23 protein-coding genes are annotated in these 26,300 nt (G+C 70.8%); 15 read left to right on the top strand and 8 right to left on the bottom strand.

Translation table 11 applies throughout. The annotated features are described in order from the left end of the window. The 4 genes from Q0741_RS11785 to Q0741_RS11800 form a co-directional block, all read left to right on the top strand. A partial coding sequence (locus Q0741_RS11785) for an FUSC family protein (protein WP_298233396.1) occupies nucleotides 1-1,196 on the top strand: 1,196 nt, incomplete at its 5' end. Nucleotides 1,197-1,525: 329 nt separating this feature from the next. Next, nucleotides 1,526-1,738 carry a hypothetical protein gene (locus Q0741_RS11790; RefSeq protein ID WP_298233397.1) on the top strand — a complete coding sequence of 71 codons (213 nt, stop codon included), beginning with the start codon at nucleotides 1,526-1,528 and terminating at the stop codon, nucleotides 1,736-1,738. A 458-nt stretch (nucleotides 1,739-2,196) separates the two neighbouring features. Next, nucleotides 2,197-2,427, top strand: coding sequence for a hypothetical protein (locus tag Q0741_RS11795; RefSeq protein ID WP_298233398.1), 231 nt, complete (start codon nucleotides 2,197-2,199; stop codon nucleotides 2,425-2,427). Between the two features lie 180 nt (nucleotides 2,428-2,607). Next, nucleotides 2,608-3,606, top strand: coding sequence for a TRAP transporter substrate-binding protein (locus tag Q0741_RS11800; protein WP_298233399.1), 999 nt, complete (start codon nucleotides 2,608-2,610; stop codon nucleotides 3,604-3,606). A 28-nt stretch (nucleotides 3,607-3,634) separates the two neighbouring features. Here Q0741_RS11800 and Q0741_RS11805 read toward each other — a convergent pair whose 3' ends face one another. From Q0741_RS11805 to Q0741_RS11825, 5 genes are all read right to left on the bottom strand, one after another. Next, nucleotides 3,635-4,678: a permease gene (locus Q0741_RS11805; protein ID WP_298233400.1), complete on the bottom strand. Its 1,044-nt coding sequence runs from the start codon at nucleotides 4,676-4,678 to the stop codon at nucleotides 3,635-3,637. 66 nt (nucleotides 4,679-4,744) lie between these two features. Next, nucleotides 4,745-5,170, bottom strand: a complete 426-nt coding sequence (locus tag Q0741_RS11810; protein WP_298233401.1) for a PACE efflux transporter — start codon at nucleotides 5,168-5,170, stop codon at nucleotides 4,745-4,747. Between the two features lie 30 nt (nucleotides 5,171-5,200). Further along, nucleotides 5,201-5,383 (bottom strand): hypothetical protein, encoded by a 183-nt coding sequence (locus Q0741_RS11815; protein WP_298233402.1) that lies wholly within the window; start codon nucleotides 5,381-5,383, stop codon nucleotides 5,201-5,203. A gap of 98 nt (nucleotides 5,384-5,481) precedes the next feature. Next, complete coding sequence (locus tag Q0741_RS11820; protein ID WP_298233403.1) at nucleotides 5,482-6,039, bottom strand: hypothetical protein; 558 nt, start codon at nucleotides 6,037-6,039, stop codon at nucleotides 5,482-5,484. Nucleotides 6,040-6,132: 93 nt separating this feature from the next. Beyond that, nucleotides 6,133-7,140, bottom strand: coding sequence for an HD domain-containing phosphohydrolase (locus Q0741_RS11825; RefSeq protein ID WP_298233404.1), 1,008 nt, complete (start codon nucleotides 7,138-7,140; stop codon nucleotides 6,133-6,135). Nucleotides 7,141-7,496: 356 nt separating this feature from the next. Between Q0741_RS11825 and Q0741_RS11830 the strand changes: the two genes are divergently transcribed. From Q0741_RS11830 to Q0741_RS11865, 8 genes are all read left to right on the top strand, one after another. Beyond that, a complete protein-coding gene (locus Q0741_RS11830; RefSeq protein ID WP_298233405.1) occupies nucleotides 7,497-7,808 on the top strand; it encodes a hypothetical protein in 312 nt (103 codons plus the stop codon). 303 nt (nucleotides 7,809-8,111) lie between these two features. Beyond that, nucleotides 8,112-9,350 carry an ROK family transcriptional regulator gene (locus Q0741_RS11835; protein WP_298233406.1) on the top strand — a complete coding sequence of 413 codons (1,239 nt, stop codon included), beginning with the start codon at nucleotides 8,112-8,114 and terminating at the stop codon, nucleotides 9,348-9,350. A gap of 92 nt (nucleotides 9,351-9,442) precedes the next feature. After that, nucleotides 9,443-9,967, top strand: a complete 525-nt coding sequence (locus tag Q0741_RS11840) for a lipocalin family protein (RefSeq protein ID WP_298233434.1) — start codon at nucleotides 9,443-9,445, stop codon at nucleotides 9,965-9,967. Nucleotides 9,968-10,179: 212 nt separating this feature from the next. After that, complete coding sequence (kdgD, locus tag Q0741_RS11845) at nucleotides 10,180-11,091, top strand: 5-dehydro-4-deoxyglucarate dehydratase (protein WP_298233407.1); 912 nt, start codon at nucleotides 10,180-10,182, stop codon at nucleotides 11,089-11,091. A gap of 102 nt (nucleotides 11,092-11,193) precedes the next feature. Further along, nucleotides 11,194-12,633 (top strand): aldehyde dehydrogenase family protein, encoded by a 1,440-nt coding sequence (locus tag Q0741_RS11850; protein WP_298233408.1) that lies wholly within the window; start codon nucleotides 11,194-11,196, stop codon nucleotides 12,631-12,633. 87 nt (nucleotides 12,634-12,720) lie between these two features. After that, on the top strand, nucleotides 12,721-13,821 hold the full coding sequence (locus tag Q0741_RS11855) for an SMP-30/gluconolactonase/LRE family protein (RefSeq protein WP_298233409.1): 1,101 nt from the start codon (nucleotides 12,721-12,723) through the stop codon (nucleotides 13,819-13,821). 433 nt (nucleotides 13,822-14,254) lie between these two features. Beyond that, nucleotides 14,255-15,472: a urate hydroxylase PuuD gene (locus Q0741_RS11860; protein ID WP_298233410.1), complete on the top strand. Its 1,218-nt coding sequence runs from the start codon at nucleotides 14,255-14,257 to the stop codon at nucleotides 15,470-15,472. 85 nt (nucleotides 15,473-15,557) lie between these two features. Continuing rightward, nucleotides 15,558-17,054, top strand: a complete 1,497-nt coding sequence (locus Q0741_RS11865) for a nucleobase:cation symporter-2 family protein (protein WP_298233411.1) — start codon at nucleotides 15,558-15,560, stop codon at nucleotides 17,052-17,054. Between the two features lie 110 nt (nucleotides 17,055-17,164). On the opposite strand, the gene Q0741_RS11870 is transcribed toward Q0741_RS11865, so the two are convergent. Together Q0741_RS11870 and Q0741_RS11875 are read right to left on the bottom strand one after the other, a co-directional pair. Then, on the bottom strand, nucleotides 17,165-18,952 hold the full coding sequence (locus Q0741_RS11870; protein WP_298233412.1) for a methyl-accepting chemotaxis protein: 1,788 nt from the start codon (nucleotides 18,950-18,952) through the stop codon (nucleotides 17,165-17,167). Nucleotides 18,953-19,152: 200 nt separating this feature from the next. Further along, nucleotides 19,153-19,848: a DUF4197 domain-containing protein gene (locus Q0741_RS11875; protein ID WP_298233413.1), complete on the bottom strand. Its 696-nt coding sequence runs from the start codon at nucleotides 19,846-19,848 to the stop codon at nucleotides 19,153-19,155. A gap of 326 nt (nucleotides 19,849-20,174) precedes the next feature. Between Q0741_RS11875 and Q0741_RS11880 the strand changes: the two genes are divergently transcribed. After that, nucleotides 20,175-20,807: a glycoside hydrolase family 19 protein gene (locus tag Q0741_RS11880; RefSeq protein ID WP_298233414.1), complete on the top strand. Its 633-nt coding sequence runs from the start codon at nucleotides 20,175-20,177 to the stop codon at nucleotides 20,805-20,807. Between the two features lie 25 nt (nucleotides 20,808-20,832). On the opposite strand, the gene Q0741_RS11885 is transcribed toward Q0741_RS11880, so the two are convergent. After that, on the bottom strand, nucleotides 20,833-22,002 hold the full coding sequence (locus Q0741_RS11885; protein ID WP_298233415.1) for a patatin-like phospholipase family protein: 1,170 nt from the start codon (nucleotides 22,000-22,002) through the stop codon (nucleotides 20,833-20,835). Nucleotides 22,003-22,233: 231 nt separating this feature from the next. Between Q0741_RS11885 and Q0741_RS11890 the strand changes: the two genes are divergently transcribed. Both Q0741_RS11890 and Q0741_RS11895 read left to right on the top strand, forming a co-directional pair. Then, nucleotides 22,234-23,208, top strand: a complete 975-nt coding sequence (locus Q0741_RS11890) for a diguanylate cyclase (protein WP_298233416.1) — start codon at nucleotides 22,234-22,236, stop codon at nucleotides 23,206-23,208. A gap of 9 nt (nucleotides 23,209-23,217) precedes the next feature. After that, a complete protein-coding gene (locus Q0741_RS11895) occupies nucleotides 23,218-26,256 on the top strand; it encodes an ATP-binding protein (protein ID WP_298233417.1) in 3,039 nt (1,012 codons plus the stop codon). Nucleotides 26,257-26,300 lie beyond the last annotated feature (44 nt).

Raw genomic sequence — 26,300 nt, forward strand, 5'->3', positions numbered from 1 at the left:
GCAGCCTGGCCAACCGCGTGCGCCACGTGGCCGACGAGGTGGCGCATGCGGTGGCGCTGGCGCGCGGCGAGCGCGAGCCGGACCTGCCGGCGGTGCGCGTGGCTTGGCGGCTGTTCGTCAGCCCCACGGCCTGGTCGTGGCGGCCCTTCGTGGCGCTGTGGCGCTGGGACGCGCCGCCGCTGCGCCATGCCATCCGCGCCGCGCTGGCCGTGGGCAGCGCCTACGCACTGGCGCAGGCGCTGCCCTGGGGCACGCACGAGTACTGGATCCTGCTGACCATCGTGGTGGTGCTGCGCGGCAGCCTGGCGCAGACGCTGGAGCGGCGCGACAGCCGCGTGCTGGGCACCTTCTTCGGTTGCCTGCTGACCGGGGCGCTGCTGGCGCTGCATCCGCCAGGGTGGTCACTGCTGCTGGCGCTGACGCTGGCGCAGGCCGTCGCGCACGCCTTTGCCGTGCAGCGCTACCTGGTCACCTCGGTGGCGGCCACGGTGCTGGGCCTGGTGCAGGCACACCTGCTGGGGGCCGGAGGCGGCCCGGTGTTCGACATGGTGGAGCGCCTGGCCGACACGCTCATCGGCGTGGGCCTGGCCTGGGGCTTCAGCTACGTGCTGCCTTCGTGGGAGCGCGGGCAGCTGCCGGCGCTGATCGCGCGGGTGCTGCGGGCGCAGGCGCGGCACGCGCGCGTCGCGCTGGCGCTGGGGCAGTTCGACGCGGTGGACGACGAGCCGGAGCTGCAATGGCGGCTGGCGCGGCGCGAGGCCTACGACAGCCTCTCGGCGCTGGTGCAGGCCACGCAGCGCGCGCTGGTGGAGCCGCGCGCGGTGCGTCCGCCGCTGCAGTCGCTGGAGCGGCTGCAGGTACAGGCTTACCAGCTGCTGGCGCAGCTCACCGCCCTGAAGACCATGTTGGTGCTGCGCCGCGGGCGCCTGGACCTGCAGGCGCTGCGCGCGCCGCTGGCACGGGCGGCCGAGGACCTGTGCGCCACGCTGGAGCACGGCGCGCCGCCAGCGCTGGAGCCGGCCGAACTGGACGGCACCTCGCGCCTGCCGGCGTACCTGCCCGAGGAAGACCTCAACCCCTGGGCGCTGCGCCGGCTGGCGCTGGCGCAGGGCCTGGCGGCGCGGCTGCGGCAGCAGGCCGACCAGGTGGGCGAGGCGCTGCGCGATCTGCCGGCCGCGCCCGCCCAGGCGGCGTAGGCGGGGCGTGGTCGGCCGGGAACGTCACGGCACGACACGGGGGGCGCGCCGCGGAGCAGCGCCCCGCGTCGGGCCGAGGAAGTGCGGGCATGGCGCATGCTCCATATTCACGATCGGATTTCGGTCAAATTCGAGGGCAGCGTGCCCTGGAGTTTGGAGAGCCTCGATTCAAAATCGTGACCAGCCCCGCCGCCGCGGGCTTTTCTTTTTTCTGGGGGGCCCGGCATACACCCGGGGGGAGCTGGCACGCTCGCTGCTGTGTAAAGCGCAAAAGGAATTCAAGCGCCGGTGCGGCAGTCGGGAGCGCCGGGCATGAAGGAGTTGAGGCCATGAATCAACCGGATATCGAGCTTACCGGCTACGAGTTGCATTTCGAATCCCTGGCCGATCCGTGCCAGGCCTGCGCCTTTCCGTGCGATGCGCACGGGCAGGTGGACATGGACCGCCTGGAGGATGCGGCGCTGCGCCGCTACCTGTACGCCCGTGCCGTGATCGGGCGGGTGTACCGCCTGCCGGCGGTCAGGAGCCGGGCCCGGCGTTGAGCCGGCCAGATCGCGTGCGGGTGGTGTAAGCGCCGGCCTCGGGCATGGAGTTTCGGTGGGGGCCGGCATTTGCCGGCACGAAATTGGGTGCGCGCACCTAGCCTCTCATCCGGAAACACTCAAGAGATTGCGCGCAAGCAGGCGCTGCGGGCGTGAACAAGTTGGCGCAGTGGCGTGGCGGGTGTCGAATACTGTTGATGCCAAACCGCTTGGGAGCCCTGGCAATCACAATAAACACCGTGCCTGTGCCAGCTTGAAGCGTGTCCGCAAACCGAAACGTTCCATTTGCACGTGCCCCTGTTGTCAAAACGTGAAAACCATTTCGCGTCAGTCGGCAGCAAGGCAGGGCGCGGACACTGCGTCCCACGCCCCTCTCGGTGTTTACCCTTGGATCATCGGCTTCCACGGCGTTGGCACGGTCGATGCAGTAAGGGCGGCGTGCAAAGGAGATGTGTTGCATGAGCACCCTGGAAATGGAACAGCCCGGCTACGAACTGCGCTTCGAATCCCTGGTCGATCCGATGCGTGCCTGCGCCTTCCCGTGCGACGCGCGTGGGCTGGTGGACATGGATGGCCTGGGCGAACAGGCTTTGCGCCACTACCTGTATGCGCGCGCCGTCATCGGCAAGGAGTTCCGGCGCCCGCTGGTGCATGCCGTCGGCGTGGAGCGCGCCACTGTGCCAGCCTGACACAGTGATACCGCGGGCGTGCCGCCGCCCGAACACCGTTCTTCTCGTCTTCCTGCGATTTCGCGCCGCCCCGGGCATGGCCCGTGCTGCGGCGCGGCGCGGGCGCCGGGCCGGCACAGGTCCGGCGGCCGCCGCGCCTCGTGTGCCGCGGCCCTGGCCTCCAACCACGCAGGAGACAGCATGAAGACCGCAACCCTGACCTTTGCGGCGGCCTTGGTGGCCGCGCTGAGCGCGCCCGTGGCGGCGCAGAAGGTGCTGAAGGTGGGCATCGGCCTGTCCGACGACCACCCGCAGGGCGTCTCGGTGAAGAAATTCGGCGAGCTGCTGTCGCAGAAGACGGGCGGCAAGCTCACCGTGCGGCTTTACGCCGGCGGCGCGCTGGGCAACGACGTGACCATGATCTCGGCGCTGCGTGGCGGCACGCAGGAGATGACGGTGCCCGACAGCTCCACGCTGGTGAGCCTGGTCAAGGACTTCACCGTGCTCAACCTGCCGCTGAGTTTCCAGAACGAGCAGGAGGCCGACGCGCTGCTCGACGGCCCCTTCGGCAAGAAGCTGCTGGACCAGCTGCCGGACAAGGGGCTCATCGGGCTGGCCTTCTGGGAGAACGGCTTTCGCCACGTCAGCAACAGCCGCAAGCCCATCACCAAGGCCGAGGACTTCGCCGGGCTCAAGATCCGCGTGATCCAGAACCCGCTGTTCATCGACACCTTCAACGCCCTGGGCGCCAATGCCGTGCCCATGCCGTTCACCGAGCTCTACACCGCGCTGGAGCAGAAGGCCGTGGACGGGCAGGAGAACCCCACCGCCACCATCCTGGCCAGCAAGTTCTACGAGGTGCAGAAGCACCTGGTGCTGTCCCGGCACATCTACAGCGTGTGGGTGCTGCTGCTGTCCAAGAAGACCTGGGATGGCTTCACGGCCGACGAGAAGAAGGCGGTGCAGGAGGCCGCGCGCGAGGCCACCGACTTCGAGCGCAAGACCATCCGCGACTTCGGCCAGAAGGCCATCGCCCAGCTCAAGCAGCAGGGCATGCAGGTGACGGAGCTGAGCGCGGCCGAGCAGGCCAAGCTGCGCGAGAAGCTGCAGCCGGTGGTGGCCAAGTTCAGCAAGGAAGCGGGCGAGGCGCCTTCGAAGGAGATGTTCGCGGAGCTGGAGAAGATCCGCGGGAAGAAGTGAGCAGGCCACTCATCTTCTGGGAACAGGGTCACACCAGCCCCGCCGCCGCCAGCTCCTTCTTGGCATAGGCGTAGTACAGCGGCGCGGCCACCAGCCCCGGGACGCCGAACAGCGTCTCGGCGGCGAACATCACCGCCAGCAGCTCCCACACGCCGGTGCTGGTGCGCGAGCCCACCACGCGGGCGTTGATGAAGTACTCCGCCTTGTGGATGCCGATGAGGAAGGCCAGGCAGGCCACGCCCACGAACACCGACACCGACACGCCCACCAGCGTCATCACCACGTTGACCACCAGGTTGCCGACGATGGGCACCAGGCCGAACACGAAGGTCATGCCCACCAGGGCGTAGTCGTAGGGCATCGCCACGCCGAAGGCGGGCAGCACCCCCAGCAGGAACAGCGCCGTGAGCACGGCGTTGAAGGCGGCGATCCAGAACTGCGCCGCCACGATCTGGCGGAAGGCGTCGATGAAGTGCGCCGCGCGCGTGGCGATGGCCGCCGACAGCGGCCGCCGCTGCGCCGGCGGCCGGCGCGTGGCCAGCAGCGCACCCACGATCAGCCCCACGTAGGCCAGCAGCAAACCGTGCAGCCAGGTGCGCCCCATCGTGGCGAGGTGGCTGGCCTGCGCGCGCAGCTGTGTCGCGATCAATTCCTGCACGCCGGCCACGCCTTCGGGCAGGAGGCGCACGATCTCCGGCGGCAGCCGCTCGCGCATCTCCAGGATGGTGGTGGCCAGGTGGTTGAGCAGCGCCTGGTACTGCTGAACCGCCAGCAGCGAGTAGCCCTTGGCGTTGAGCATCAGCCCCACCAGGCCGGCCAGCGGCGCCACGATGACCAGCGTCGCCGCCAGCCACGGCGGCATCCCTCCGCCGCCGTCATGCCGTGCCGGCAGCGGGATGCGCGTCAGCGCGCGGGTGAGCAGGAAGCTCACGCACACCGCCAGCAGTCCCGGGAGCAGCCCCGCCGACAGCGACAGCAGGCACAGCCCGCCCACCAGCACGAAGCTCGCGCCCTGCACCACGCGGTGCGCCAGGGTGCCGGGCGGCGCCGGCCAGTCCGATTTATTCGTCATGCACGTTGTTGGTATTGCATTCAGGCCCACGGCAGGCCGGCGGCGAGCTTCCGCCGCCCGGGATGCTCAAACCGGCAGCGCCGAGCGCGGCAGCCCGAACACGCGGTCGAACACCCAGTTGAAGACGAAGGTGTAGGCAAGGAAGAAAAGCACCAGTCCCAGGTCCATCGCCATCGCGTGCCACAGGCTCACGTCCAGCCACCAGGCCATCACCGGTACCAGCATCGCGGCCAGCCCGCCCTCGAAGCCCAGCGCGTGCGCCAGGCGCCGGCGCAGGCTACGCCCGCGCACCGGCTGGCGAGCCTCCCACCATTCGAAGGCGTGGTTGAACGCCACGTTCCACAGCACGGCCACGGCCGAGCTGAGCACGGACAGCGAGCCGGCGTGTCGCAGGTCCGCGTCCGACATCGCCATGAACCCGGCGCCGGCCAGCACGATGGCGATCGCCTCGTACAGCGTCACGTAGACGACGCGGCGCTTGATGCCCTGCATGCCGTCGCGCTGTGCGTCCGCGGGTGCCGCTCAGGACCCGCCGTCGGCCTGCGCGGCCTTGCGCGCCGCTTCCTGGCGCGCCTTGAACTTGAAGTACGTCCACAGCGCGCCCAGCATGGCGAAGGCGACCATCCACCAGCCAAACAGCACGTAACCCGCGTAGACCATCACCACCCACAGCAGCAGCAGCAGCACGAAACCCAAAGCTCTCATCGCATCTCCTTCAGGGTGCGATTGTCCCAGGCCCGGCGGGGTTCCCCGCCAGCGGGATGGCAACGAGAGCTCGGTGAACGGGACGCCGGGCGGGCGCGTCAATAACCGTCGCGGCGGTAGCGCTCTTCGTAATACCGGCGGTCGGCCTCGTGCTGCGCACGCTCGGCGGCCACGCCACGGTCATGGGCGCGCCGGTAGGCTTCGTTGACGAGGGCCTGGCCGCGCGCCTGGTTGTTCAGCTGGGCGGGGGTGGGGTTCGGGTTGGCGTTGCGTGTGCGCTGCTCGATGTTGCGCACGGTCTGATCCACCAGCGCCTGGTTCTCCGCATCCGTGCGCTTGCGGGTGTGCACGGGCTTGGCCCAGTCCTGGGTCTGTGGCGGCTTGCTCCACTCCTGGGTCACGGTGGGCTGCCGTGTGGTGCCCGTGCGTGCTTCGCTCCTGGGCGGCGCGGACCATTGCTGCGTGTACACGGGCTTGGCCCAGTCCTTCGTGACGGGCGCCTGCGGCGTCGGAGCCGGGCGCGCCTCGGTATTCGACGGCACGGACCATTGCTGCGTGTAGACCGGCTTGGGCCTCGCGTCGTCCGCATGGGCGGACACGCCCAACAGAGAAAGCAGCAGGCATGGCACCGCGTGCGCGTACGTCCTCGAATTCATCGCTTCTCCCTGGTTCGTTGACGGTGGGCCCCGGACAACCCCGGGCGCCGGTGGCGCCCGCATCCCGCGGCCACCGGCGCGTTGCCGTGCAGCTCAGGCCGCTGCGGCCTGCGCGCACTGGGCGGCTTCCAGGCCGGCCTTGATCTCCAGGATGGTCGGCAGGATCGATTCGAAGAGCCGCACCAGGCGCGGCTCCAGCTGGCTGCCGGCCGCGCCTCGCAGGGTGGCCATCGCGATGTCCACCGGCCAGGCCTTGCGGTAGGGGCGCGTGGTCGTCAGCGCGTTGAACACGTCGGCCACCGCCACGATGCGCGCCGCCTCCGGAATGTCCCGCCCGGCCAGGCCCGCCGGGTAGCCGCTGCCGTCCCACTTCTCGTGGTGGTGCAGCGCGATGGTCGCGGCCAGCTGGAACACCGGGGCCTGCTTCCCGGCGAGCATGTCGTGGCCGATCAGGCAGTGGCTTTTCATGATCTCCCACTCGCCGTCGTCGAGCTTCAGCGGCTTGAGCAGGATGGCGTCGGGCACGCCGAGCTCGCCGATGTCGTGCAGCGCGGCGGCCACGTTGATCAGGTTCACCTGCTCGGCGCTCCAGCCCGCGCTTTCCGCCAGGGCGGCGGCATAGGCGGCCATGCGCAGGGGGTGTTTGCCGGCCCGGTCATGGCTATCGCCGCCGGCGCTGCACAGCATGTCCAGCGCGTCGCGGTAGTTGGCGTCCAGGGCCGTGTGTGCCTGCGGAACGAGCCGGCTCTTCACGCAGTCCAGCAATTGCCCCGCCGACACGGGCTTGATCAGGCAGCCGTCGGCGCCCAGGAACGCGGCGGCCTTGCGGCTGGCGTGCTCGCGGGTTGCGAGCAGCACCAGCGGAATCGCGGCGGTGTCCGGGTCGCCCTTCAGGGCGCGGCACACGGCGGCGCCGTCCAGGTCCGGCAGCTCGGTGTCGAGCAGGATCAGCGCCGGTCGTTGCCTGCGCACGGAGGCCAGGGCCTCGCGGCCGGTCCAGGCAAAGGACAGCCGGTGGCCGGCGGCCAGGACCTGCGCCATGGCGGCGAGGTCGTCGGGGTGGCTTTCCACGATGAGAACGGGCGGGGTGGTCATGGTCATGAGTCGGATGGATACCGTGCCGCGATGAGTGGCGGGCAAGCCCACGGTATCGACCATCGGCAGGGGTGTGTTGAGCCCGCGGCACTGCAACAGCGCGTTAGCCCGCGACGCGTCGATCGTTTCCCCAGTGCGGCCGGCGCCCATGCCCGGGCGGGTAGGGGCGGGTGTGGCCGGCGCGATCGTGGGCCGATCCGGTGCGGGCCATGCGCCGTGGTGCGGATCGTGCTAGCTTGAGTCCGAGGCCTGGCAGCAACGGGGCCGTTCCTTTCAGACCGTGGCGGTTGGGGACGGCACGCCTCAGGGCCAGTCCCTCGTCAACGAGCGCATGCCGAATGCGGCATTCACGGAGGGAAATCGTGATCGAACTGCATGCCACCATCCCTGAGGGCATCAACTTCTCGGACCTGCAGCTGTCGCGGGACGCGGAGGACGGCGCCGTGGTCTTTGCCATGGAGCCGATCGAGGCGATCTGCGAAGCCAGCGGGCTGGACATCGAGGAGATCGTGGACGGGCCCGAGCCCACCATCTGCGTCCTCATCGCCGCCTGGTATGAGCTGCACCTGCAACGCGGCGGCGAGCCCGACCCGGTGCAGGAAGACTTCCTGGAAGAAGCCCGGCTGGAGCTGGAGCGCGGCTTCGGCTTCACCTACCCGCCCGGGCACGCCTGATTCCCTGTCTTCATGACGGTTTGAGCAGGCCCGTCACAGCCGCAGGGACAGGCCCCGCGGCTGTGACGCGGCTCCTTCACCGACAGCCGCCCATCGGCTGAGGCCCCGGCTCCGGAGCCATCCGCGTGGCTCCGGAGCCTTTTTCTTGGCCGGGTGCTTTTCCTAATAATCAGTCACGTTGATTTAAATAGCACGCTGCACCACACTGGTTTACGAAGGCCACCAGGCGAGCGGGCCGATGGTCCGGACCCGGGGCACGCGGACGGGCATGGCCGGCGGGCCGGGGCGCGCGAGGAGACGAGCTTGAGCGTCGGAGCACTGCAGCAGGAGGGGGCCGCCGCGTCGGCGCGCCTGAAGCCGCGCGGCTCCAGCCAGGGCGGGCTGCGCCAGTACAACGAGCGCGTGGTGCTGCACGCGATCCGGCTGCATGGCGCGCTGCCCGGCGCCGAGCTGGCGCGGCTGACCGGGCTGACGGCGCAGACGGTGTCGCAGATCAGCAAGCGGTTGCTGGAGGAGGGGTTGCTGTTCAAGGGCATGCCCGTGCGCGGCAAGGTCGGGCAGCCCTCGGTGCCGCTGGGCCTGCGGCCGGATGGCGCCTTCGCCGTGGGCGTGCACGTGGGACGGCGCCGGCTCGACATGGTGCTGGTGGACTTCGTGGGCACGGTGCGCGAGCGCTGGTCGCTGGAGCACGACTTTCCGGACCCGCGGGCGGTGCTGGCTGAAATCGGGCAGCGGCTGCAGGCCATTCGGCAGTACCTGGGTGCCGCGGGCAGCGAGCGCATCACCGCCGTGGGCGTGGCGGCGCCGCTGTCGATGGGCGGCTGGACATCTCTACTGGGCATAGACCCGGCGCAGGCCGCACGCTGGCACGGCGTGGACCTGCGCGCCGAGGTGCAGCGGTGCTCCGGGCTGCCGGTGCACGCGCTCAAGGACACGGCTGCCGCCTGCGTATCGGAGCTGGTGGCCGGGCGCGGCCACAGCGTGCGCAGCTTCCTGTACCTGTTCGTGGACACGCTCATCGGTGGCGGGCTGGTGCTGGACAGCCGGCTGCGCACGGGGCTGCACGGCAATGCCGGCGCCGTGGGCTCGCTGCCGCTGGGCCTGGCGGACGCGGAGGGCGGCTGCCCGCCGCAACTGCTGAGCGCCGCCTCGTTGCTGGCCCTGGAGCGGCGCTGGCGCGAGGCTGGCCTGCCCGCCGATGCCGCGGCGCTGGCGCAGGCGCTGCAGCCGCCCTGGCGGCCGCACACCGAGGCCTGGCTGGCGCAGGCCGGACGGGCCATCGCCATGGCCATGAGCGCGGCGGCCTGCCTGCTGGACCTGGAGGGCGTGATCATCGACGGCGTCTTCGGCCGCGAATTGCTGCAGGCGCTGCTGGACGCGGTGCGGCGCGCGCAGGCGCTGTACGACTGGGAAGGCGTGGCGGCGCCGCAATTGCTGATGGGCAGCATCGGCGCGGAAGCCCGCGCCATCGGCGGCGCGCTGCTGCCGCTGTACGCGGCCTTTGCGCCGGACCGGGACCTGTTCCTCAAGACCGAGGGGTGAGCGCCGGGCGCGGCGCCCCGGCCTGGTTTCGTCCGCAACCTTGGAGCACCCCCATGCGATTCGCACTCGCCCTGTCCCTGCCCTTGGCCCTGATGGCCGGCTGCACCGCGTTCAACGCCACGCCACCGTCCCCGGCGGCCGGCGAGCTCAAGCCCATCGCGGCGCTGGACCTGTCGCGCTACGAAGGCGCCTGGTACGAGATCGCCAAGTTCCCCAACCGCTTCCAGCAGCAGTGCGCCGCCGACACGCAGGCGCACTACAGCCGCCAGGACGACGGCACCGTGCGCGTGCTCAACCGCTGCCGGGTGGCCGGCGGCGGCATGGACGAGGCCGTGGGCACGGCGCGCCAGCTCGGCGGCCCCGACTCGCCGCGGCTCAAGGTGCGCTTCGCGCCGGCGTGGCTGTCATGGCTGCCTTCCGTCTGGGGCGACTACTGGGTGGTGGACCTCGATGCCGGTTATCAACTCTCCGCCGTGAGCGAACCGCGGCGCGAGTACCTCTGGATCCTCTCGCGCACGCCGCGGGTCGAGCCCGCGCGCTACGAGGCCTTGCTGCAGCGCCTGGCGGCACAAGGACTGGACGTGGCCCGGCTGGAGCGCACGCCGCAGCGGCCCTGAACCGGCTGGCCGCCCTGACAGGCGGTGCCAACGTGTGATCTCCATTGTGTTGTCGTACAACGAGCCTTGCGCTTCAGTGGCGCTCAGCGGCAAGTACGTAATATCCCGTGGGAAGTGTGCTTGATGCGTGTCCGCTTAGGTTGTACGATGACATACAACACGACGCGATGACTCGCCGTGTGTCCCTGACAACTGCATCCCACGGAGAACACATGTCCCCCCAAGAGCTCAAGCACGCCCTGCAATCCGGCCTGCTGTCCTTCCCGCTGACCGACTTTGACAGCGAGCTGCGTTTTGACGCTCGCGGCTACGCCGAGCGCCTGGAATGGCTGATGCCTTATGGCGCGTCGGTGCTGTTCGCCGCTGGCGGGACGGGCGAGTTCTTTTCGCTGGAGCCGGGCGAGTTCTTCGACGTGGTGAAGGTTGCTTCCGAAACCTGCCGCGGCCGCGTGCCCATCGTCGCGGGCGCCGGCGGCGGCACCACGCTGGCCGTGAAGTACGCGCAGGAGGCCGAGCGCGCCGGCGCGCAGGGCATCCTGCTGCTGCCGCACTACCTCACCGAGGCGACGCAGGAAGGCCTGGTCCGGCATGTCGAGGCCGTGTGCAAGAGCGTCAAGATCGGCGTGGTGGTCTACAACCGCGGCTCCTGCCGCTACAGCGCCGAGACCCTGCTGAAGCTGGCCGAGCGCTGCCCGAACCTGATCGGTTTCAAGGACGGCATCGGCGACATCGAGGCATTCGTCAACGTGCGCCAGAAGCTGGGCGACCGCTTCGCGTACCTGGGCGGCCTGCCCACGGCGGAAGTCTTCGCCGGCGCCTACAAGGCCATGGGCTGCCCGGTGTACTCCTCGGCGGTGTTCAACTTCATCCCCCGCACCGCGATGGAGTTCTACAACGCGCATGCCGCGGGCGACACCGCGACCACCGGTCGCCTGATCAACGAGTTCTTCCTGCCCCTGGTGGAGCTGCGCAACCGCGGCCAGGGCTACGCCGTGAGCCTGGTCAAGGCCGGCGCCACCATCGTCGGCCACGGCGCCGGCCCGGTGCGCCCGCCGCTGTCGGAGCTCAAGCCCGCCGAGGTCGAGCACCTGCGCGAACTGATCGGCCGCCTGGGCGCGCAGTAAGCGCGGCCACGCCGCGGCACCCTTGCGGGCCGCCGCGGCCATGACATCCGTTGGCCGGCCGGCGCATGCGCGCCGGCCGGCAGCCATTTCCGAGGAAACACCATGTTCAAGAACCTCATCGGCGGCGAGTGGGTCGAAGGCGCCAGCGTCAGCCGCAACATCAACCCTTCCGACACCCGCGACGTGGTGGGCGAGTACGCGCAGGCCGACGCCGCGCAGGCGCGCGCGGCCATCGCCGCGGCGCAGGCCGCCGCGCCCGCCTGGGGCCTGTCCACGCCGCAGCAGCGCTTCGACATCCTCGACGCCGCCGGCAGCGAGATCCTGGCGCGCAAGGCGGAGCTGGGCGACCTGCTCGCGCGCGAGGAGGGCAAGACGCTGCCCGAGGCCGTCGGCGAGGTCGTGCGCGCGGGCAACATTTTTAAATTCTTCGCGGGCGAGGCGCTGCGCGCGTCGGGCGACGTGGTGGCCTCGGTGCGGCCCGGTGTCGGCGTCGAGGTGACGCGCGAGCCCGTGGGCGTGGTGGGCCTGATCACGCCGTGGAACTTCCCCATCGCCATCCCGGCCTGGAAGCTGGCGCCGGCGCTGGCCTTCGGCAACAGCGTGGTGCTCAAGCCGGCGGACCTGGTGCCGGGCTCGGCCTGGGCGCTGGCCGACATCCTGCACCGCGCGGGGCTGCCCGCGGGCGTGTTCAACCTGGTGATGGGCCGCGGCTCGGTGGTGGGCCAGGCGATGCTGGACGACGCGCGCGTCAACGCCATCAGCTTCACCGGCTCGGTGCAGACCGGCAGGCAGGTCGCGGCGGCCTGTGTGGCGCGCCTGGCGAAATTCCAGCTGGAGATGGGCGGCAAGAACCCGTTCATCGTGCTGGACGACGCGGACCTGGGGGTGGCCGTCAATTGCGCGGTCAACAGCGGCTTCTTCTCCACCGGCCAGCGCTGCACGGCGTCCAGCCGTGTCATCGTCACCGAGGGCATCCACGACAAGTTCGTGGCCGCCATGGTGGAGAAGATGAAGTCCATCAAGGTGGACGACGCGCGCAAGGCCGGCACCGACATCGGCCCCGTGGTGGACGAGAAGCAGCTGGCGCAGGACCTGGAGTACGTGGCCATCGGCAAGGCCGAGGGCGCGCGACTGGCCGCCGGCGGCGAGGCCCTGGGCCGCAACAGCGAGGGCGCGCCGGGCTACTACATGACGCCGGCGCTGTTCACCGACACCACGCCGGGCATGCGCATCAACCAGGAAGAGATCTTCGGCCCGGTGGTGAGCGTGATCCGCGCGAAGGACTACGACGAGGCGCTGGCCCTGGCCAATGACACGCCCTTCGGGCTGGCCTCGGGCATCGCCACCACCAGCCTGAAGCACGCCACGCACTTCAAGCGCCATGCGCAAGCCGGGATGACGATGGTGAACCTGCCCACCGCGGGCGTGGACTACCACGTGCCCTTCGGCGGGCGCAAGGGTTCCAGCTACGGCCCGCGCGAGCAGGGCCGCTACGCGGCGGAGTTCTTCACCACCGTGAAGACGTCCTACACCCAAGCCTGAGCCTGAATCTGGGCATGGGCATCAAGCGGCGCCGGCCTTCACAGCCGGCGCCGTTTTTCCATGAGAAAGCCAAGAAGGAGACATGACATGCAAGAACGACTGATGGCGCGCCGCCGGCTGCTCAAGGGCTTTGCCGCCACCGGGCTGGCGTCGCTGGGCGGCGGCGTCCTGGCGCAAGCCTTTCCGTTCACACCCAACCAGCGCTATCCCGATCCCGCGCTGCTGATCCTGGACCCGAGCTTCGCCAAGTACCGCATCTACAGCAGCACCGTCGAGCAGGTCACCACGGGCCTGCGCTGGGCCGAGGGGCCGGCCTACTTCCCCGAGGGCGGCTACCTGCTGTTCAGCGACATCCCGAACAACCGGATCATGAAGTTCGACGAGAAGACGGGGGCCGTCACCGTCTTCCGCGCCAACGCCAACTACGCCAACGGCAACACGCGCGACCGCCAGGGCCGGCTCGTGACCTGCGAGCACTCGCTGACGCGGCGCGTGGTGCGCACCGAGAAGGACGGCAAGCTCACCGTGCTGGCCGACAGCTTCGAGGGCAAGCGGCTCAACGCGCCCAACGACATCGTTGCCAAGTCCGACGACAGCCTGTGGTTCACCGACCCGCTGTTCGGCATCAACGGCGAGTGGGAAGGCTTCAGGGCCAAGCCGGAGCAGGCCACGACCAACGTGTACCGCATCGGGCCCGACGGCAAGCTCAGCGCCGTGATCACGGACCTCGTGAACCCCAACGGCCTGGCCTTCTCGCCCGACGAGAAGAAGCTCTACGTGGTGGAGTGGAAGGGCACGCCCAACCGCAGCATCTGGAGCTACGACGTGGGCGCGGACGGCGTGAGCCTGTCCAACAAGACCAAGCTCATCGACGCCGCGGACCAGGGCGCGCTCGACGGCTTCAAGGTGGACCGCGACGGCAACCTGTGGTGCGGCTGGGGCAGCAACGGTGCGCTGGCAACGGAACCGGTGGACGTGGGCGGGCGCAAGGTCTACCCGCTCAAGGGCCGCCCGGAGGACCTGGACGGCGTGATGGTGTTCAGCCCGCAGGGCAAGCCGCTGGCCTTCATCCGGCTGCCCGAGCGCTGCGCCAACCTGTGCTTCGGCGGGCCGAAGAACAACCGGCTCTACATGGCCAGCAGCCACTCCGTGTACGCGCTGTACGTGGAGGCGCACGGGGCGGTGTGATTCGGGCGCGTTCGCTCCATTAGCTGTATACAAGTCCCCCGTTGCATCGGATACCCGCTCTTTGAAATAGCAAGCACCACTTGGCAGCATGCTGCGCCTGCACGGTGCGTCAGGCACCCGTATGGAGAGCGACTGGGCCTTGCGCCGCCATGGTTTGCCAGCTCTTGCCCCTGGACAGTGCGTTCGCCCCGTCCCCTGGCCCGGGACTTGCATTCCAGTTGTGCATCATGTCGTGGCGCTTGCGGGAAACTACTGTCCGCACCGCGCACAAGACTGTATACAGTTTGATTCACGTCGCCGCGGAGCCCGGGCGGGTGTGCTTCCTGTGGAAGCGCCGGCATCAGGTTGCGACGTTCGCTCCTCACAGAGCCCGCTGTGGTGAGGGGAAGAAGCCGGTGGTCCCATCCCGCCGGCGCTTCCTGCCGTATCACCGATGGACCTTTCCTACCTCATCGACTGGGCCAACCTGCTGCTGCGCTGGGCTCACGTCATCACGGCCGTCGCCTGGATTGGCGCGTCGTTCTACTTCGTCATGCTCGACAACAGCCTCAGCGCGCCCACGCATGAGGACCTGAAGAAGAAGGGCGTGGACGGCGAGATGTGGGCCGTGCATGGCGGCGGCTTCTACCACTCCAACAAGTACATGGTGGCGCCCAAGTGGCTGCCGCTGCCCGAGAACCTGCACTGGTCGTACTGGGAGAGCTACTCGACCTGGCTCACGGGCTTCGGGCTGTTCACGGTGCTCTACCTCTTCAACGCCGGCACCTTCCTGGTGGACAAGTCGGTGTTCGACTGGTCGCCGGGCGCGGCCATCGGCGCGGCGCTGGGATTCCTTGCCGCCTTCTGGCTGATCTACGACGCCATCTGCCGCACGCTGGGACGCCGCAGGAACGGCGACCTGATCGTCGGCGTGCTGGTCTTCGCCCTGGTGGTGTTCGCCTCGTGGCTGGCCTGCCAGCTGTTCGCGGGCCGCGCGGCTTTCCTCCTGGTGGGCGCGATGATCGCCACGGCCATGAGCGCCAACGTGTTCTTCTGGATCATCCCGGGCCAGCGCAAGGTGGTGGCACAGCTGCGCGCCGGCCAGCCCGTGGACCCGATCCACGGCCAGCGCGGCAAGCAGCGCAGCGTGCACAACACCTATTTCACGCTGCCGGTGCTCATCGCCATGCTGTCCAACCACTACGGCTGGCTGTACCAGGCCAAGCACAACTGGCTGGTGCTGGTGCTGCTGATGCTTGCCGGCGCGCTCATCCGCCACAGCTTCGTCTCGCGCCACAAGGCGCACGTGCTGGGCAAGCGCACGCCCTGGGAGCACGCGGTGGTGGGCACGCTGGCGCTGGGCGGCCTGGCCTTCTGGCTCGCGCCGCCGCCGCGCAGCGATGCGCAGCTTGCCGCAGCCCGGGAGCCGGTGGCTTTCGCGCAGGTGCAGGGCGTGATCGAGCAGCGCTGCGTCATGTGCCACAACGCCCAGCTGGCCAACAAGAACGTGGCGCTGCACACGGCCGAGCTCATCCGCGTCAACGCCCAGGCCGTGTACCAGCAGGCCGTGGTGCAGAAGCTCATGCCCCTGAACAACGCCACGCAGATCACCGAGGCCGAGCGCGACCTGCTGCGCCGCTGGTTCGAGAGCGGCGCGCCAGCGCAGCAGTAAGCCTCACCCGTTTCCCATTCCCGCTTCGCGGCCGCCGCTCCTGCCGGCGCAGCCGCCGGGCGGAGCCTTACCTGAAGGAGGAGCCATGGCCCACACCGAGACCCATCCGGTCGATGAACGACTCCCCACCGGCCGCCTGGCCGCGCTGGGCCTGCAGCATGTGCTGGTGATGTACGCCGGCGCCGTGGCGGTGCCGCTGATCGTGGGCCGAGCGCTCAAGCTCAGCCCCGAGCAGGTGGCAATGCTGATCTCGGCCGACCTGTTCTGCTGCGGCCTGGTGACGCTGATCCAGGCACTGGGCTTCGGGCGCCACATCGGCATCCGGCTGCCGGTGATGATGGGCGTGACCTTCGCCGCCGTCGGCCCGATGGTGGCCATGGCCAACGCGCAGCCGGGCGTGGAAGGTGCGCGCGCAATCTTCGGCGCCATCATCGGCGCGGGGCTGGTGTCGATCGCGATCGCGCCGCTGGTGAGCCGGCTGCTGCGCTTCTTCCCGCCGGTGGTCACGGGCAGCATCATTGCCGTCATCGGCATCAGCCTCATGCGCGTGGGCATCGGCTGGGCCCTGGGCGGCCCGGCCCCCATGGCGCAGCAGGTGGACGTTCCCAAGCTGGTGGCGATGGTCGATGCGGCCAAGGCGGCAGCGGCTTCCGCCTCCGTGCCCGCGGGCGCGCAGGCGCCGGCATTGAAGCTCGGCCCGATCCCGATGCTGGACAACCCCGCCTACGGCGCGCTGGACAACCTCGCCGTGGCCGGCTTCGTGCTGCTGGTGATCCTGTGCATCAGCCGCTGGGGCCGCGGCTTCGTGGCCAACATCTCGGTGCTGCTGGGCATCGTGGTGGGCTGCGTGGTGGCGGTGGCCATGGGCAAGATGGACTTCGCCAAGGTGGCCAAGGCGCACTGGTTCGACGTGGTCACGCCCTTCTCCTTCGGGCTGCCCACTTTCGACCCGATCATGGTGCTGACCATGACGCTGGTGATGATCGTGGTGATGATCGAGTCCACCGGCATGTTCCTGGCGCTGTCGGACATCACGGGCAAGAAGATCGGCCAGGCCGAGCTCGCCGCCGGGCTGCGCACCGACGGGTTGGGCACCGTGATCGGCGGCGTCTTCAACACCTTCCCCTACACCAGCTTCTCGCAGAACGTGGGCCTGGTGGGCGTCACCGGCGTGAAGAGCCGCTGGGTGTGCGTGGCCGCCGGCGTGATCATGCTGGTGCTGGGCATGCTGCCCAAGATGGCGGCGCTGGTGGAGTCGGTGCCGACCTTCGTGCTCGGCGGCGCGGGGCTGGTGATGTTCGGCATGGTGGCGGCCACGGGCATCCGCATCCTGTCCACGGTCAACTACACCGCCAACCGCCACAACCTCTACATCGTCGCGATCTCCATCGGCGCGGGCATGATCCCGCTGGTGGCCCCGCGCTGGATGCAGCAGATGGCGCACGGCCTGCACCCGCTGCTGGACAGCGGCATCCTGCTGGCCTCCATCGCCGCCGTGGCGCTGAACCTCTTCTTCAACGGCGCGCGCAGCGGCGCCGCCGATGCGGTGGCCGCGGCCAAGGCGCAGGACGCGCATGCCTGATTGACCGGGCCCGCGCGCCACGCCAAGCAAAACGGGCCCTCGCGGGCCCGTTGTCTTTGGGGATGGAGATCGCGCGGCGCCGCGTCAGCGCGCGGCGCGCGGCGGCCCCGTCAGAACGAGGTCCACTCGTCGGTGTCGGACGTGCCCGAGCGCGCGGCATGCGATTCCGCGGGCACCGGCGCCGGTGTCGCGGCAGGGGCGGGCGCCGCCGCCTTGCGGGCGAAGCTCGGCCGCGTCACGGTGTGCGTGCGCTCGGGAGTGCGGCGCTCGGCGCTGTCCCAGGCCGGCGCAGGGGCTGCCACCGGCAGGCTGGGCACGGTGGCCACGGCGGGCGCGGCCGGCGCGATGCCGTCGTTTTGCAGCCGGAACACCGCCACCGCCTGCACCAGTTGCTGGGCCTGCGCGCGCAGGCTCTCGGCGGCCGCGGCGCTTTCCTCCACCAGCGCGGCGTTCTGCTGCGTGGCGTGGTCCATCTGCGTCACCGCCTCGCCCACCTGCGCCACGCCCTTGCTCTGCTCGGCGCTGGCGGCGCTGATCTCGGCCATCAGGTCCGAGACGCGCTTCACCGCCGTCACCACCTCCTGCATGGTGTGGCCGGCCTGGTCGGCCAGCTTGGAGCCGTGGTCCACGCGGTTGACGCTGTCGGTGATGAGCTGCTTGATCTCGCGCGCCGCCGTGGCGCTGCGCTGCGCCAGGTTGCGCACCTCGCCGGCCACCACCGCGAAGCCCCGGCCATGCTCGCCGGCGCGCGCGGCTTCCACCGCGGCATTGAGCGCCAGGATGTTGGTTTGGAAGGCGATGCTGTCGATCACGCCGATGATGTCGGCGATCTTGTGCGAGCTGGTCTCGATGCCGCGCATGGTGTCCACCACCTGCGCCACCACCTCGCCACCCTTGACGGCCACCGACGAGGCGCCGACGGCCAGCTGGTTGGCCTGGCTGGCGTTGTCGGCGTTGTGCTTGACGGTGCTGCCCAGCTCCTCCATGGCCGCGGCGGTCTGCTCCAGCGAGGAGGCCTGTTGCTCGGTGCGGTGGCTCAGGTCCTGGTTGCCCTGCGCGATCTGGGCGCTGGCGGTGGCCACGCCCTCGGCGTTCTGGCGCACGCCGGAGACGATCTGCGTGAGCTTGCCCTTCATGGTGCCCAGCGCGCTGAGCAACTGCGCGGTCTCGTCGCGGCCCTCGACCTGCACCTCGGTGTTGAGGTCGCCCTCGGCCACGTGCAGCGCCACGTCGCAGGCGCGGCGCAGCGGCACGGTGATGGAGCGCGTGATGAGCCAGCCCAGCGCGCTGGCCAGCGCCATCATCGCCGCCGTGAAGCCGATCAGCAGGTTGCGTGCGTGCTCATAGCTGCTCTCGGCCTGCTCGTACATCCGCCAGCTGGCGGCGTCCTGCAGCCGCACGGTTTCCTGCACCAGCTGCTGCCAGGCCAGCGTCAGCGGCTGGGACTTCTCCACCAGCAGCACCGTCGCTTCCTCGCGCTGCCCGGCCATGGCCAGCTCGAAGAGCTGGTTGTTGACGGGCCGCGTGGCGTCCCGCGTCTCGTCCAGGCGCTTGAGCAGCGCCATGAACTCGTCGGTGTGGGGCATTTCCTCCAGCGCCGTGCGGGAGATGTCATAGATCTGGCGGATGCTGGCGAGCTCGTCCTTGAGCTTCTGCCGCTCGCCTTCGTCGCTGGTGAGCACCAGCGTGGGCAGCACGCGGTTGGCGTTCTGGAGCGCGTCGTTCATCGTGTGGCTGTACGCGCTGGCGACGTTGTTCTCCTTCACCACCTGCTCCAGGTTGCGCTGGATTTCGGCGAGCTTGAGCAGTGCCAGGCCTGACGACGCGAAGGTCACCAGCATGATCAACCAGAACGCCGTCCCCAGGCGCACCCCAATCTTGAAATCGGCCAGTCTCATCGTTTCTTTTCCTCTCCCGCCTTGCCGAGCGGACTGCTGCAACACACCCGGAGCCACTGTGCAGGAAGCCACCTGGGCTTGATCTGTGCCAAGTCAATCGTTGCGGGTGTGACCGTGCACAAATCACGGGAAGTCAGCCGGCACGCGCTCCAGGGCGGTGCGCGGCTTGCGGACGCGGCCGAAAGCGGGATTCAGGTGCGTCAGAACCGGCCAAAGACCTTCTGCAGGATGGCGCTGCCGGTGCCCACCGGGTCGCGGCGGATGCGGCGCTCCTCCTCGCCGATCATGAAGAACAGCCCGTCCACGGCCTTGGCCGTGACGTGGCGCTCGAGGTTGGCGTCCTCGGCGCGCACCAGCCCCAGCGTGCCGGCCCGGCCCGCCAGCTCGTTGTAGCTGCGCGCCAGCGCCACCTTCTCCGTGGCGCGGGTCACGATCGGCAGGAAGCGCTGGGTCAGCGGCTGGCGCGTGCGGCCGGCGAAGAATTCGGTCACGGCGGTGTCGCCGCCGCGCACGATGTCCAGCGCGTCCTGGACCGACATCGAGCGCACCGCTTCCACCAGCAGCGTCTTCGCCTCGGGCACCGCGGCCTCGGCGGCGCGGTTCATGGCGGTGACGAGCTCATCGACCCGGCCCTGTTGGCCCATGAGCCTGAGCACGCCCGCGGCTTGCTCCAGCACCGGCGGCAGCGGAATGCGCACCTGCGGGTTGCCCAGAAAACCGTCCGGACGCCCCAGCGACTCCACCGCGCTGGCGGCGCCGCGCTCCAGGGCGGCGCGGATGCCCGAGGTCGCCTCCGCCGAGGTGGGCGCGGCCCAGGCCGGCCGGGACAGGACCGGACCCAGGAGCAGCAAAGCGGGAAGGGCGGAAAAGGTGCGTGCCAGTGCACGACGTTTCATGAGTAGCTCCAGTAGTGACGAATCGATGCGGTATGCCGGGTTGGACGCGACCAAGCGACCGCTGGCAAGGCCTGTTCGCCCGGGGAAGTGAGCATCAAGGCCCGGTGAAATACCGGGGATAGCCCGGCTTCAGTCAGGATACAAAGCGCAACAAACTTGCGCCGCGGGAGGCGGTCCGGTTGCTGGCACGCGCATGTTGCAGCGCGCAAACTCGTTTCCATGCTGCAGCGCGCAAATATTGTTTTGCGCTTCTCGTGGGGCGCCAGGCCGACTCGGTGGCGATGCGGCACGGCGTCCGTCGCCCTCGACGGCACACGGGACACACCATGCTGATCCTCGCCACCCTGGCTGCCGCCGGCATCGCGCCGCGCGTGGCCCATGCTTACCACCAGGCCCTGGGCCAAGCCTGCGAGCGCTTCGACATCCGCACGCCGGAGCGCATCGCGGCCTTCGTCTCCCAGTGCGCCTTCGAGAGCCGTGGCTTCGTCACGTTGGAAGAACGCATGCTCTACCGCACGCCGGAGCGCATCTGCGCCATGTGGCCCGGCCGCGTGCACGACCTGGACGACGCCGAGCGGCTGTTGGGCGCGCCGCAGGCGCTGGCCAATGCCGTGCTGTGCGACCGCCACGGCAACGGCGACGCCTCCAGCGGCGACGGCTGGCGCTACCGGGGCCGCGGGCTGATCCGCCTGGTGGGCCGCGCCACTTACCGCAATGCCGGCGCGGCGCTGCAGCGGCCCTACGAGGAGCAGCCCGATCTGGTTGCCCGCCCCGGGGACGCCTGCCTCACGGCCGCGTGGTTCTGGCACAGCCGCGGCTTCAACGAGATGGCCGACCGGTTGCAGTTCGACGCCATCACCCGCTTCATCCACGAGCACGTGTCGCCCATGTGCGGTCTCTACGAGCGCCGGGCGCTCTACCGCGGCGCGCTCGCCGCGCTGGAGGACATGCGCTGCTGAGCGCGCAGGCCGCGGCGACGGCGCCTCAGGGGGCCGGCACTTCCAGCGCTTCCCGAGCGGCCTCCGGTCGCGGCTGCTCCAGGGGCCGGCGGCAGTCGAAGAAGGCGAAACCCGGGTCCCGCATCGTCGCCCGGCCGGCTTCGAGGGCCGCGATCGCGGCGCGCATGTCCTGCTGGCCGGCGGCCCAGCGCTCCTGCACCGACGACGCCGAGAACTCCAGCGTCTTGGCCGCCACCTCGTGCGCGGGCGGCCGGTAGGCCAGCAGCGCGACCGCGGTCTCGCCGTCACCGGCCGCATCCGCCGCCGCGGTTTCCGGCCGCCGCGCCTGGCGCGCCAGCAGGTGGCGCAGCCGGTACTCGCGGCGGTAGGCGTCGATGGTGCGCAACGACTGTGACGCGAAGGCGATGTCCTGCGCGCGCTCCAGCGCCGTGTCCATCGAGAACGGCCGCCCGCCGCGCGCATCGAACAGGTCCACGGCGAAGCACACGTGATCGCCCTCCGGCGGCTCGCCCAGCAGCGGGTCCAGCGGCAGGTTGCACAGCAGGCCGGGATCGCCCAGCAGCCGGCCGTCGATCTCCACCGGTGGGAAGCCGGGGATGAACGCGGTGCTGGCCAGCACGTGCCGCGGCTCGATGGTCTGCCGGCGGCTGTCGAAGTACACCGGCTCGCCGCTTTCTAGGTCCACGCAGCCGATGACCAGCGGCAGCGCCGCGCTGTTGAGGTAGTCGAAGTCCACCACGCGCTCCAGCGTGCCCAGCAGCGGGCGGGCGTCGAACAGGCCGACGTCCGAGGGCGTGCCGGGCAGCAGCGACAGCAGGCCGCTGGAGCGCGGCGTGAACAGGCCCGGGCGCCCGACCATCACCGTCTGCAGCGCGTGCAGCTTGTTGTACACGTCGCGCGCGCGGCCACCGGCGGGCACGGGGCCCAGGACACTCCACATCGAGGCCTGGCGCCAGAACTCGCGCAGCCTGGCCGCGCGCCGTGTCGGCGGGTTGCCCGCCACGATGGCCGCGTTGACCGCGCCGATGGAGGCGCCGCTGACGCGGTCCGGGCTGTAGCCCGCATCGTGCAGCGCTTCGCAGGCGCCGGCGGCATAGGCGCCCAGCGCGTTGCCGCCCGAGAGGGCGAGGCTGATGAAGCTGGAAGCGGGCGAGGGAGGAGGCAGGGCCGCGGCGGCGTTATGGGAAGGGTTCATTGCTGCGCTGCAGCAACCGGCGTGCCCCCGTGTGTCCGCGCCACGGGCGCGAGGGATGCGGGCCGCTGGTTTCCGTGCACCATTGCTCGGATTCGCGCGCGTGACGAAAGGCGTGCGCCAGGTTTTTCCACGAGATGGGCGGGATGATCGACGGCGTTACCGCCGCACCGTCTTGCCCGCCGATGCCGGGCACCCATGCCAGATTCACGTTTGATCGCTCCGACGCCCCCCGTGCAGTGCCTGCTGATCGTCGATGACGATCCCAGCGCCATCCTGTTGCTCAGCCGCATCCTCGAAGGCGAGGCCCGCATCGTGTTCGCCACCAGCGGCGAGGCGGCGCTGCGGCGGATCCGCGACCACGCGCCCGATCTGGTGCTGCTCGACGCCAGCATGCCCGGCCTGGACGGCCTGGAGACCTGCAGGCGCATCAAGGCCGATGCGGGCGGCGCCGACGTGCCCGTGATCTTCGTCACCGCGCACGCCGACCTGGAGTTGGAAACGCGGGCGCTGGAGCTGGGCGCGGCGGACTTCATCCACAAGCCCGTGCATGCGCCCGTGGTGCGCGCCCGCGTGCGTGCGCACCTGGCGCTCAAGCAGAAGTCCGACGCGCTGCACCGCCTGGCCGTGGTGGACCCGCTCACGGGCATCGCCAACCGGCGCGCCTTCGACGACGCGCTGGACCAGGAATGGCGCCGCGCCCTGCGTCACGGGCATGCGCTGTCGCTGTTGCTGGTCGATGTGGATTTCTTCCAGCGCTACAACGACGCGCACGGCCGCCGCGATGGCGATGCCTGCCTGCGCCGCGTGGCCGGTGTGGTCGCGGCCGCCACCCGGCGCGCGGGCGAGTTGGCCGCGCGCTATGGCGGCGGGGAGTTCGCCGTGCTGTTGCCGCACGCTTCGCTGGCGCGGGCGCGCGCCTTCGCGCAGGGCCTGTGCGCTGCCGTGGAAGGCGCGGCGCTGCCGCACGGCGACTCGCCCGTGAGCCCGCACGTGACGGTGAGCATCGGCGTGGCGGAGCTGGTGCAGGGCTGCCGGGATGGCGGCGCGGGCGACCGGCCCTGCCACGAGTGCGAGTTTTCCGGCCCTTGCCGCGCCGCTCCGGGCCTGTTGGTGGACCTGGCCGACCGGGCGCTCTACCAAGCCAAGCGCGAGGGGCGGGCCAGGGTGGCCTGCCTGCAGGGCGCGGTGCCCAGCACCTCCTCGTAGCACGCCTGCATGGGCATCCCTTCGGAACCAGTGCCGCCGGATGCCGCGGGCGCGGCTCGCGTGGTGCCCGCGGCGCAGCCACGCGTGCTGTGCGTGCTCGCGCCGATGTTGGCCGCCCTGGTGGCGCTGCTGGCCGTGGGCCTGGTGGCCACCAGCCACCTGGCGGCGCCGGCCGGGACCGGCGATGCGGCTCGCACGCCGCACGCCCTGGTCGTGGCCGGTGGGCTCGCGGCGCTGGCGCTGCTGTCCATGCTGGCGATGCTGTCCATGCTGGCGATGCTGTGGCGCGAGGTGGGGCGGCGCTTGCGCTCGGAGCGCGCGCTGCAGGTGCAGCAGAGCCGGCTGGAGGAACTGGTCGAGCAGCGCACCGCGGCGCTGGCGCACAGCGAGGCACGGCAGCGCCTGCTGATGGAAAGCGCCCCGGTGGCGCTGGCGATGTTCGACACCCGGATGCGCTACCTGGCGGTCAGCCGGCGCTGGTCGGAGGAATTCCAGGACCTGTTCCCCGAAGGTGAGCCACTCGTCGGCCGCAGCCACTACGACGTGCTGCCGGACATGCCCGAGCACTGGAAGACGGTGCACCGGCGCGCGCTGGCCGGCGAGGTGGTGCGCATGGACGCCGAGATGCTGCCGCGACCGGACGGCACGCCGCGCTGGCTGCGCTGGGAGGTGCATCCCTGGCGCGACGGCACCGGCGCCGTGGCCGGCATTGCCATCTTTGCCGAGGACATCACGGCGCGCCGGGCCACGGAGCTGGTGCTGGCCGAGCGAGAGGAGCTGCTGGCGCTGGCGGTCGCGAGCGCCGACGTGGGCACCTGGAGCTGGAACGCCGATACCGGCGAGCTGGTGCTGTCCGAGCGTTGCCGCGCGCTCTTCGGCATCGACGCCGGAATGCCCGTGCAACTGGACGACCTGGTTGCGCGGCTGCATCCCGAGGACCGCGCGGCACGGCAGTGCGCCATCGACACCGCGCTGCACCACGGCCGGCCCTACCGCCTGGAGTTCCGGGTGCTGTGGCCCGACGGTGGCGTGCGCTGGCTTGCCAGCGCGGGCAGCGCCTACGGCGCGGGCCCGTCGGGCCCGGCGCGGCGCCTCATCGGCGTGATCTTCGACATCACCGAGCGGCGACAGCAGGAGCAGGCGTTGCGTGACAGCCAGCAGCGCCTGGAGCGCTGGAACAGCGACCTGGCGCGCGAGGTGGCGCTGCGCACCGCCGAGCTGCGCCAGCGCCAGCGCGAGCTGGAGACGGCCAAGGAAGCGGCGGAGCAGGCGAGCCAAGCCAAGAGCGCCTTCCTCTCCACCATGAGCCACGAGATCCGCACGCCCATGAACGCCATCCTGGGCACGGCGCAGCTGCTGGAGCGGCAGGCGCTGGACGCGGACCAGCGCCGCCTGGTGCGCAACCTGCGCCAGGCCGGGCGCGGGCTGCTGGCGCTGATCGACGACGTGCTGGACCTCTCGCGCATCGAGTCCGGCCACGCCGAGCCGGCGCAAGCGCCCTTCGTGCTGCGCGAGGTGCTGGAGCCGCTGCTGGAGCTGCTGGGTCCCACCGCCGCGGCTAAGGGCCTGCGGCTGGAGCTCACGCCGCTGCCCGAAGGGGTGGACACGCTCGTGGGCGACGCGCGCTACCTCGGCCAGGTGCTGATGAACCTGCTGGGCAACGCCCTGAAGTTCACCGCCGCCGGCGGCGTCACGCTGGGCGTGGCGCTGCTCGCGCGCGACGCGCACGCGCTGCGGCTGCGCTTCTCGGTGCGGGACACGGGCATCGGCATCGAGCCGGCGCAGCAGCAGCACATCTTCGATGCCTTCGTGCAGGCCGACGCCTCCATCCACCGCCGCTATGGCGGCACCGGCCTGGGGCTGGCGATCTGCCGCCGGCTGGTGGGGCTCATGGGCGGCGAGATCGGCGTGCACAGCGAGCCGGGCGCAGGCAGCGAGTTCTGGTTCGAGCTGCCGCTGGGCATCGCGCCGCCGTTGCCGGCGGTGCGGGTGGCGCCGGCGTCCGAAGCCGCCGGCCCGCGGCTGGCCGGGCTGCGCCTGCTGGTGGTGGACGACAGCCCGACGAACCTGGAGATCGCGCAGCGGCTGCTCGTGCACGAAGGGGCCGTCGTGGCTGCGGCCGAGGGCGGCGAGGCCGCGCTGGCGCTCCTGCACGCGCAGCCCGGGCGCTTCGACCTGATGCTGATGGACCTGCAGATGCCGGGCCTGGACGGTATCCAGGTCGCGGCGCGGTTGCAGGCCGTCCCGGCCCTGGCGCCGCCGCCTCCCGTGGTGGCGCTGAGCGCCGGCGTGCTGCCCAGCCAGCGCGAGCGCGCGCGCGCTGCGGGCGTCCGGGACTTCGTGATGAAGCCGCTGGAGCTGGACACGCTGGTGGCGGTGATCCTGCGCTGCACGGGCGGCGCGCCCGGCCCTGTGGCCGAGCCGGTGTCCGCGGCTCCCGTGCCGCCCGAGCCCGCAGCACCGGGCGCGGACTTCCCGCCGGTGCCCGGCATCGACCTGCCCCGCGCGGCCCAACTGCTGCTGGGCGACCGCGATCTGTTCCTGCGCCTGCTGCAGGCGTTGCATGCCGAGGGCACCGAGGTGTTCGGTGCGGTGCGCGAGGCGCTGGCGCGCGGGGACACCGGAGCGGCTGCCGCGCGGCTGCACCGTCTGCGCGGCATGGCCGGCCATGTCGCGGCCGGTACGGTGGAGCGGCTGGCCGCGGGGCTGGAAGAGTCGCTGTGGCAGGGCCCTCTGGCACCGGGGGATGCGCGGCTGGCGCAACTGGAGCAGGCGCTGGGCACCGTGCTGGAGGGCCTGCCGGCGCTGCCTGGCGAGCCTCCTGGCCCGCGGGTCGAGGCGCCACCACCGGACGCCCGTGCCGTGGACTGCCTGCTGGCCGGCCTGGACGACGGCGACCTCAGCGCGCTGCGCGGCTTCGAGGAGCTGCGCGCCGCGCTGGCCGCGTACCACGGCGCCGGCGCGGTGCAGGAGCTGGGGCAGCTGATGGAGCGCCTGGAATTCGCCGCCGCGGCAGCGCGATTGCGGGGGTGGAGGGAGGCGCGGTAGAGGGGCCGCTCGGCGCACGCGCTGCCACCACCAGGGATTTCCCC

Source organism: uncultured Azohydromonas sp. (assembly GCF_937926365.1).
Lineage (GTDB): Bacteria > Pseudomonadota > Gammaproteobacteria > Burkholderiales > Burkholderiaceae_C > Azohydromonas.